Annotated in this window: 8 protein-coding genes; 2 read left to right on the forward strand and 6 right to left on the reverse strand. The window is 68.9% G+C overall.

The features are described 5' to 3' along the window. Window positions 1-140: 140 nt before the first annotated feature. The 3 genes from AC08OT_RS16150 to AC08OT_RS16160 form a co-directional block, all read right to left on the reverse strand. The gene (locus tag AC08OT_RS16150; protein ID WP_476593872.1) at window positions 141-698 is read right to left on the reverse strand and encodes a flavoprotein; all 558 of its coding nucleotides are present in this window, start codon (window positions 696-698) and stop codon (window positions 141-143) included. A 181-nt stretch (window positions 699-879) separates the two neighbouring features. Continuing rightward, window positions 880-2,217, reverse strand: coding sequence for an ATP-binding protein (locus AC08OT_RS16155; protein ID WP_476593871.1), 1,338 nt, complete (start codon window positions 2,215-2,217; stop codon window positions 880-882). A gap of 168 nt (window positions 2,218-2,385) precedes the next feature. Then, window positions 2,386-4,410: a heavy metal translocating P-type ATPase gene (locus AC08OT_RS16160; protein WP_476593870.1), complete on the reverse strand. Its 2,025-nt coding sequence runs from the start codon at window positions 4,408-4,410 to the stop codon at window positions 2,386-2,388. A gap of 109 nt (window positions 4,411-4,519) precedes the next feature. Between AC08OT_RS16160 and AC08OT_RS16165 the strand changes: the two genes are divergently transcribed. Together AC08OT_RS16165 and AC08OT_RS16170 are read left to right on the forward strand one after the other, a co-directional pair. Continuing rightward, window positions 4,520-4,924 (forward strand): ArsR/SmtB family transcription factor, encoded by a 405-nt coding sequence (locus tag AC08OT_RS16165; protein WP_476593869.1) that lies wholly within the window; start codon window positions 4,520-4,522, stop codon window positions 4,922-4,924. A gap of 29 nt (window positions 4,925-4,953) precedes the next feature. Then, on the forward strand, window positions 4,954-5,454 hold the full coding sequence (locus AC08OT_RS16170; RefSeq protein ID WP_476593877.1) for a Uma2 family endonuclease: 501 nt from the start codon (window positions 4,954-4,956) through the stop codon (window positions 5,452-5,454). Between the two features lie 334 nt (window positions 5,455-5,788). On the opposite strand, the gene AC08OT_RS16175 is transcribed toward AC08OT_RS16170, so the two are convergent. The 3 genes from AC08OT_RS16175 to AC08OT_RS16185 form a co-directional block, all read right to left on the reverse strand. Continuing rightward, window positions 5,789-6,403: an HAD family hydrolase gene (locus AC08OT_RS16175; RefSeq protein ID WP_476602986.1), complete on the reverse strand. Its 615-nt coding sequence runs from the start codon at window positions 6,401-6,403 to the stop codon at window positions 5,789-5,791. A 138-nt stretch (window positions 6,404-6,541) separates the two neighbouring features. After that, on the reverse strand, window positions 6,542-6,907 hold the full coding sequence (locus tag AC08OT_RS16180) for a hypothetical protein (RefSeq protein WP_476602987.1): 366 nt from the start codon (window positions 6,905-6,907) through the stop codon (window positions 6,542-6,544). A 689-nt stretch (window positions 6,908-7,596) separates the two neighbouring features. Then, window positions 7,597-8,958 carry a bifunctional UDP-sugar hydrolase/5'-nucleotidase gene (locus AC08OT_RS16185; protein WP_476594781.1) on the reverse strand — a complete coding sequence of 454 codons (1,362 nt, stop codon included), beginning with the start codon at window positions 8,956-8,958 and terminating at the stop codon, window positions 7,597-7,599. Window positions 8,959-9,333: the final 375 nt, after the last annotated feature.

A 9,333-nucleotide genomic window follows, 5' to 3' on the forward strand; every position in this document is an offset into this window, starting at 1 on the left:
GGACGGGCCGGGTCACCACCGGCCGCCGGCCGATTGGCGGATCTGGCCGTGCGGGCCGCCTGGGGCACCGGCGCGGCCGTGCGGGTCCTGCCCACCGATCTGCCCGGCGCACCGGCCGACGGTCTCGGTGCCCTGCTGCGCTACCCGTCCCCGTGACTTGCGTCGAGCGCGTCGATGATCTGCTGCCAGGGGAACAGTGCCTTCCACTCCTCGATGCCGTCGATGTCCGCCAGCGAGACTCCCTCCGGATTGTAGATCACCTGGACTCCCCACGAACGCAGGGACGAGATGTTCGCGGCAAACGCCGGGTGCTTGGCGTGCGTAGGATTCGGTGCCACGGCGATGATGACGGGGATGCCCGAGCCGATCGTCTCGTTGAGAAGGCTCAGGGCAAGGGTGTCGGCGATTCCCGCCGCGAACTTGTTGACGGTGTTGAAGGTGGCCGGTGCGACGACGATGGCGTCGGATGCCGGCCGCTCCTCGTTGTCGTCCTCCACCAGCACGTACTCGGACCGCACCCGGTGACCGGTGAGGTCGGTGAGAAGGTCGGCGTCGATGAACTGCAAAGACGACGGGGTGGCGACCACCCGCACGTCCCAGCCGGCGGACTGCACCTGCTTGACGAAGGCGGGAAGGTCCCCGGCGGGGTACCCGCCACCGCAGGCGAATACGTAGAGATTGCGATTCCCGTCGGTCATGGCGAAACCTCATTGTGATCGTTTTGGAAGATCGCTGCGGTTTTCGTCTCGTCGAGCACTCTGTCGTGCCGCGTCTCGTCCTCGGGTCAGGAAATGCTTTTCTATACCGAAAAATCAAAGTTATCAACACCGGATCCTGATCCGGATCCGGTGCAGGTCGTCCCTGCCGGGGCGGGGCAGATCAGATCCGGGTGAAGGCCTCCGCGTCACGACGGAAGCGGTCCAGCTCGGTAAGACTGATCGTCGGCCGGGCCAGCCGGGCGGCATCCAGCAGGTCCTGCGTGCTCAACGGGGTTACCACCGGGCCGTGGCCGCCCCCGCCGCTCTCCGCTCCCGCCCCGGCGCCGACCTTCGCCCCGTCGGCGGCCCGGTGGAAGGCGGCGGCGGCGGAGCGCTGCACGACCGCCGAGAGATCGGCCGGCGTGAACAGGTCGGTGGCCGCGACGACGGCGTCCAGATCGATGTCCCCCTTGTTCGCGACCCGGTCCAGCAGCCCTTCGAGCAGCACCCGGCGCCCCTTGGCGTCCGGCGGCCCGACAGGGAGGACGAGATCGAACCGGCCGGGCCGGATGAACGCGGGATCCAGCGCCGAGACCGCGTTGGTCGCGCAGATCAGCAGCCGGCCCTGCACCCCGCGGAACTGCGGGATCGCCTTGAGTAGCTCGTTGACGACGGACTGGTTCTCCGGCCGGGTCTCGCGTGACTGGGCGATCTCGTCGACCTCGTCAATGAACACGACGACCCGCTCGACCCCCATGAGGTCGTTGATCGCTGACCGCAGCTCGGCGGCGAGCCCACTGCCGCCGGAGGCCAGCCGTGAGGGCAGCAGCTCGACGAACGGCCATTCCAGCCGGGCGGCGACCGCCCGGGCGAAGGACGTCTTGCCGGTGCCGGGCGGCCCGAACAGCAGCATCGCCGTCGGGATGACGACTCCGTATGCCTCGGCGAGCTCCCGTTCCCGGACCGGCAGCAGCAGCCGCTTCTCGATGAGCGCGCGCTCCTCCTCCATCCCGGCGAGGTTGGACCACTCGGAGGTGCTCAGCAGCGCGCCGCCCCACCGCTCGACGGTGGAGACGTCCGCCGGGCGCAGGGGAACCTGCTTGTCGTAGAGTACCTGCCCGGTAGCGGTGAAGCCGCGGTTGAGGAACGCCTCCTCACCCGGCTGCCCGGGGGTGATCAGCGTGGTGATCCGCCGGCAGCCGGCGTGCAGGAGCAGGTTCTCCACGCTCTGCAACAGGCTGGAGCCAATGCCGTGGTGACGCCAGGCGGGCGCGATGGCGACCGTGAGCACCCGGCCCTGGCCGCCCTCCTTGCGCCCGACCGCGGCACCGACGAGATGCTCGCCTGCGACGGCGACCACCGCGGGGGACTCGGTGTCCGGGAGTTCGTGCCGCAGCGCCAGCACGGTGTCGGTGAGGTTGATGGGCGGGCCGCCCGGGGTGCTCCGCACTTCCTCCAGCAGGCGTACTGTCGCCGCGTAGTCGACGGTCTCGTAGGGACGGATGTGCCAGATGGGCACGCTGGCTCCTTCAAGTCGGTCACCGACGGATCGTCGACTCGACAATGCCCTTCTGTTCCGCCCCGATCAGCAGGGACTGACGAAGCTTTCTGGCGGGACCTTGGGACCGCCACCCCCGGCCGAAGGCAATCTTCGTGCCTGTAGGTGCTCCCTTGGGCGGGGCGGCCCCTACTCCTGCGCGTTCCGGTGGTGATGATCAGGACGGGCGATCTCAGCCGAGTGTTCTGGCCGCTCGGCGCGGCGCCAGGCGGCGTCGGTGAGTAGACGCAGTCCGTTGAGGCCGACGATGACGGTGGAGCCCTCGTGGCCGGCGACTCCCAGCGGCAGCGGCAGGGTGCCGATCAGGTCCCAGATCACCAGGCCAGTGATGAACAACGCGGCGATGACGAGGTTCTGCACTACCAGGCGGCGGGCCCGCTGCGCGAGGGCGACGACAGCGGGGATGGTGGCCAGTTCGTCGCGGACCACCACGGCGTCGGCGGTGTCGAGGGCGAGGTCGGAGCCGGCGCGGCCCATGGCGATGCTGGCGTAGGCGGCGGCGAGTGCGGGGGCGTCGTTGACGCCGTCGCCGACCATCAGCACCTTCCGGCCGGCCTGCTGGAGGTTTTGGACAGCGGTGACTTTGTCCTGGGGTAGTAGACCGGCGCGGACGTCGGCGATGCCGACCTCGGCGGCGAGGTGGGCGGCGGCGCGCGGGTTGTCGCCGGTGACCAGGACAGGCGCGGTGCCGGTCGCCGTGGCCAGGGCGGTGATGGTGGCGGCGGCCTTGTCGCGCAGCCGGTCGGCGATGCCCAGCACACCCACCGGGGTGTCGTCCAGGATGACCAGGACCGCGGTACGGCCCTTTTCTTCCAGGCGGGCGGCCACCGCGGCGGCCGGGTGCCGGGAGCGGCTGCCCAGCAGCCGTACGGGGCTGCCGACCGCGACCGGATGGCCGTTGACGGTGGCGGTCACGCCGGTGCCGGCTGTGGAGGTGAAGGTCTCCACCGGCGGGATGTCCAGTTCGCGGGTGCGGGCGGCTGCCACGATGGAGCGGGCCAGCGGGTGCTCGCTGGGGTGCTCGGCCGCCGCCGCCAGCGCCAGCAGGCCGTCCTGGGTAAGGCCGGAGGCGGCCAGCGGCTGGATGTCCGTCACCCGAGGGGTGCCTTCGGTGAGGGTGCCGGTCTTGTCCAGCGCGACGGCGTCGACCTGGCCGAGGCGTTCCATGACCAGCACGGACTTGATCAGGACGCCGTGGCGGCCGGCGGTGGCGATCGCGGACAGCAGCGGGGGCATGGTGGCCAGCACGACCGCGCACGGCGATGCGACGATCATGAAGGTCATGGCGCGCAGCAGCGTCGGTTGCAAGGCAGCGCCGACCAGCAGCGGTAGCGTGAACAGCGCCACCGTGACCGCGACCATGCCGAGGCTGTACCGCTGCTCGACCTTCTCGATGAACAGCTGGGTCGAGGTCTTGGTCTTCGAGGCTTCCTCGACCATAGCCACGATCCGGGCGATCACCGAATCCGCCGGGTCGCGCTCGACCTTCACCCGCAATGCGCCGGTGCCGTTCAGGGTGCCGGCGAACACCTCGTCCCCGGTCTCCTTCACCACCGGCAGCGGCTCGCCGGTGATGGTGGCCTGGTCCACCCCGCTCGCCCCGTCCAGAACCCTGCCGTCGGCGCCGATGCGTTCGCCGGGCCGCACCAGGATGGTGTCGCCCGTCCTCAGCCGCTCGGCGAGCACCGTCTCCTCGGTGCCGTCGTCGTCCAGGCGGCTGGCGGTGGCGGGCGCCAGATCGAGCAGGCCGCGCACGGAGTCTGCGGTCCGGGCGGTGGCGACCGCCTCCAACGCCCCGGAGGTGGCGAAGATGACGATCAGCAGTGCCCCGTCGAGCACCTGCCCGATCGCCGCCGCTCCCAGCGCGGCCAAGACCATCAGCAGGTCCACATCCAGCGTTTTCGCCCGCAGCGCCTGAAGGCCCGCCCAGCCCGGTTCCCAGCCGCCGGTCACGTACACGGCCGCATACAACGGCCCCCACGCCCACGCCGGCGCTCCCAGCAGGTACAGCGGCAGCGCCAACAGGAACAGCACGAGCGCCGCAGCCGCCCAGCGGCTCTCGGGCAAGGCGAAAACCCGGGTGTGGCGCCTGCGCGCCGCCGCCTCGCCGGCGGCGCGGGCAGCCGTCGTCGGACGGGCCATGGCGATCGACATCGGTAGCGGGATCCTTTGCGCGCGACGGGCACAGTGACAGCTCGACCACCATACAAGAACAGATGAACAAATGCTCATGTAAGCATGATTGGGCGTATACCATGGCTGCGTGGGTCATGGAGCCGCACCGCCTGCCAGCTACGTCCCGCGTACCCGCCTGGATGCGGTCAGCGCCGCGAAGGTCGCCACCACTCTCCAAGCGCTGGCGGCCCCGTCGAGACTGTTGATCCTCGCCCGGTTACGCGAGGGCCCGCTCGCCGCGACCGAGCTGGCCGCCGAGGTCGGTCTGGAGCAGTCCGCCTGCTCCCACCAGCTCCGCCTGCTGCGCCATCTCGGCCTCGTGGCTGGCACCCGCAAAGGCCGCTCCGTGGTATACTCCCTCTACGACAACCACGTCGCCGAGCTCCTTGACCAGGCCCTCTACCATGTCGAACACCTCGGCCTCGGCCTCGCGGACACCCCCGCTACCGACGCCGAGCCGGAGCGGGAGACGGCGACCGCCCCGAGCGCCTGACGCGCCGACCACGTATCCCGCCCGTGCCGGTGGAGGCGAGGTCGCGCCGTCCCCAGGCGCGGACGGCCAAGTCTCGCGGTCAATGGTCCGGGGAAGAGGGATCCGGGCAAGAGGCAAGGCGGTGCCCATCGAGCGCTCTGGAGGTGGCCGCGGGGGCGGACTGGAACGCCGATACGGACTTCGATGTCCGGCTGCAGGGCGTGCCGCTCACCAATCGCCGTCCGGATGTCGTGGTGTATCGCGCGGACACGATCGACGTCACGCCCACCCGTCCCGAGCACGTGCTGCTGGTTGTGGAGATCGTCTCGCCGGGGTCGGAGACCACCGACAGGATCGTGAAGGTGGACCAGTACGCCAGGGCCGGCATCGCTTTCTACTGGCGGGTCGAGCAGGCCGCTACCGGTGTTCCGCTGGTGTACACCTATGTCCTCGATCCGGCGAGCGGGGCCTACCGGGATGGAGAGGTATTCACCGGCGTGGTCAAGGTCTCGGCTCCCTTCGCGGCAGAGATCGATTTCGGTCAGCTCTGATACCCATCCTTTGCCGGCGCTCCGCGAAGGAGCGCCGAGTGCGACGGGCCGGGGCGCTGGCTCCTGTCCGCCTAGGGCGTCGTGCGGCGATGGGCGCGACGGTCCGGCCAGGCCAGCAGCAGGTAGTCCAAGACGGACAGGGCGACGGACAGGTCGAGCCGTCCGGCGTTGAAGTAGATCTCGTCGTGGATAAGCAGGCCTTCGTCGACGACGACCCGGCGGTTCCTACCGGGTTGGCCTTCGTGTCCTCGGCGCTACCTACAGTACAGCCTACGGGGTTGATCGGCTGGGAGGTGGCATGAGGTTCGCGCCCGTCTGGGCGCGGGCCTTCCTGTCAGGTGAGGAGGTCGAGGAGTTCGGTGAGGGAGTCGATGATGTGGTCGGGTCTGGCTGTGTGCAGGGTGCGGGTGGGGGTGTAGCCGTTGGTGATGGCGACGGTTTGGTAGCCGGCGGCGCGTCCGCTGTGGATGTCGTAGGCGGTGTCGCCGATGTAGAGGGCGCGGGTGGTGGTGCGGCGTTGGCGCAGCTGGTGGGTTTTGTCGGTGACGTCGCCGTCGAGGAAGTGTAGGAGGGGGTTGAGCCCGCCGGTGTGGGCGTCGGCGTGGACGGTGGCGGTGCTGGCGGCGGAGACGACGCCGAGGGTGGCGCCGTAGGCGGTGAGGCGGGTGAATGCTTCGGTGGCGTCGGGGCGTGGTTGGGCGGGGAGGTGGCTGAGGTGGGTGTTCCATTCCTGTTCGGCGGTGGCGGTGGCGGTGGGGGGCAGGCCGAGTTCGGTGAAGAAGGTGCGTAGCGGGAGCTGGAAGGCGGCCCGGAACTGGTGGAGGGTGAGTTTCGGGAGGCCGTGGCCGTGTAGGACGGCGTTGGTGGCGTGGTGGGCGCGGTCGGTGTCGGCCATAACGGTGCCGTTCCAGTCGAACACGAGCAGGGTGCCGGTCGGGGTGTGGGTCATGCGGGGGCGCTCACCTTGTGGAGGAGTGGAGGAGTTGGTCGGCGGTGCCGTCGGTGCCGGCGTGGTGAGGACGAAGCCGGCGTGGCTTGTCCCGCTCGGCTGCGATGCGGCCGGCCGGAGGGTGGGTGTGGGGGGCGGTCACGTTGGGGTTTGGGTTGTCAGGGTTCGGGTTGTTAGGGTTTGGGTGTCGAGGGCGAGGATGGTGCCGTCTACGGTGACGGCGATGGCCGGGTCGATGTCGGTGAGCCAGAGGGTTGTTCCGTCTTCGTAGTCGAGCAGGGCGATTCCGCGTCCGGTGTCGGCGACCGCGAGGCCCCAGGGTGTTGCTACCGGGGTGGCCGGGTTGAACGGTGCGGTGGTCGCGGTGGCCCATCTCGCCTTACCGCTGGTGACATCGAGGCGTACTGTCTGGCCGGGTTTGGGCAGGTACAGTGCCGCGCTTTCGGTGTCGTACAACGGTGTGCCGGTGGGTGTGCCGATGGGTGTGCCAGCGCGGGGAACCATCCGCGAGGGTGAGGAGTTCGACGGTTCCGGCGGGGCGGTCCTCGTGCCTGACCCCGACGATCACCTCGTCGCCGTCGATGCGGGCCGGTGCCCGGTGCCCGGCCCGGTCAGCTGGCGGCGCCAGCGCACCACTCCGTGGCGGCGTGCGGTGGGTGCCGGGGCGGGTAAGGAATACGAACGGCCCCGCCGCGGCCAGCGAGAACGTCCCGTCCGCCGCGCTGGTAGTAACCGTACGGCCGTCGCTGACGAGCACACCGGGACAGGCCCGCCCGTCGGCGGTGACGACACGTCCACGCATGAAGATAGCCTTTCTCGAGATCAGACGCGGAGATACGAGCTGCGACACTCGGTGAGGACGTCGGTTGTCGCCAGCGCGATGCCGCTGCTTTCAGCCGGCACTGCGTTTCGCCCAGCCCCCGGGAGGGCTACGCTGCCGTCCCGGGGGCTGGCCAGGCCCCGCCGCTGGGTGCACCCCGGCTTCGGGGCCAACTCCCCAACCGTAGGGCCACGCCGAAGCCACTTCCTGATCGAACAAGGCCACTATCTACATGCGGATGGCCTCACTGCGCCGCCCGCTTCTTGGCGGATAATCCACCCCCACCTGGATACCCGTATACAACCAGGATAGTTCCCGGCGCACACGATCTCCAGAATAGAGTCGAAATTGTGCTAGCCGACTTATTTAAAGCTTAGTAAGGTCGGTGTTCCGCTGCTTGTGAGCGGGCCCTGCCGGAAAACCAGGCGCGGAGTCCGTCTCGCATTCCGATGCCGGTGGGCTGCCAGTCCACGTCGCGCGCCAGCAGGGTGCGGGCGTTGCGAACGTGCATGCTGCTCAGCACGGTGAGACCGTCAGCGTGTCCTGCCCGGCGCGGCGCGCAGTGACATCCCTCGGTGAAGTAGAGGTCGAGGCCGCGGCGGAGCAGTTCGACCTCTTCCGCGGACAGTTCCGCGGCCCAGGTCTCGTCGGCGCGGGTGCCTCCTGGCCACGGCAGGGTACGGAACAGGTCTGCCTCGCTGACCCGCCCGGCGGGGAGGAACGTATGGATGCCGTCAAGGGGCACCTGACCACAGCTGACTTCAGCCCGGCCGACGATCGCGACGTCTGCGCCGGTCAGCTCCAGCACTCCGCGTGCCACGGCATCGCCGATCAGGCCCGCGCCGGGCATGGCGGGTTCGGTCAACGGCCACTCCAGTTCACCGATGATCTGTCCGCGAAGCTCCGCCAGCGTGTTGCTGCCGGGACCGCTCCAACCGAGCCGATCCTCCTCGCGAGCAGTGACCAGTTCGCCACGAAGATGAATACCGTCATCGTCAATATCCACCACGCCGACCTCGACGCCCATCGCCCAGGGCTGGATGTAGGGCATTCCCGCGACGGTCCCGATCCGGCGCGTTGCTGTTACATGCGCGCCGAACACACCGTCGACGTGCCCGCGAAGAGCGCGACAGAAATCGTGCATCCGCTGGCCGCCGTCCGGCTCGCCAGGTCTTGGAAAGATCCCGTCATGAATTGCCACGAAGGTGTGGTCGACCTGGCCCCGAAGGCCGGCCGCGGTTTCGATCGTCAGCTGCGCCGCGGCGTCGAGATCGCCGAGCTGGTCATAGACCGCCCGGCCGCGCCGTTCGGCCAGGTTGATGCCCACGATCGCGACGGTGCGGCCGCTCGGCGAGCTGACCGTCCAGTACGGTTGGAACACCGGGCCAAGCGCCACCAAGGCCGGGTCCGCGGCAACCAGCGGGAAGGGGATCCGCTGTGCCCATGTCAACACCGCCGCATCACCGAAGTCGAACTCGTGATTGCCCGGGATAGCCGCATCAAAGCCAAGACTGGCGGCGGCCGCCCAACCGAGAACACCTTCGGTCGCTGTGCAGAGCGGTCCTCCGGCGGAGAAGTCGCCGACGTCGATCCAGGCACTTGTCTGCACGTCCTCGCGAAGCCGGTTCACCGTCGCCCGCAACGCCGAGCCGCCGGGCAGCTGCCCCCAGGATGTTGCCTGTCTGCCAAACGATCCAAAGAAGTCGTAGGTGAGGAGCAGGAGGATGTCAGTCATGTGCATGGGCTCCTTCCTGTTCGAGTAGGTGTGGCGAAGACAGGCGCAGGCTCACGTCCTCGTCCTTACATGTTCGGGCCCCATGGAATCTTGGAGCTGGCCGCCTGGGGCACCGGAACTTCCGCCCAGCGGACCATGGGGCCCGAACACCACTCATCCTAGAAAACTTGCCTACCTGCGGTCAGACCGGGCACTTGGTTACCTGCAGCGAATCCTGCTTCGCAGGGTCGTCGATATTGTCCGCGGTGTAGACCTATGGCGGAAGGACGACGCGCTCCTCAACCGGCTTACCTGACGCCGCCGCGACCGCCTTGGGATCGTCATTAAATAAGTTGATCATTTGATCTGTGTTTGGGGTTCCCCTGTGATTGCCTC

The organism is Frankia sp. CgJB1, assembly GCF_977947065.1.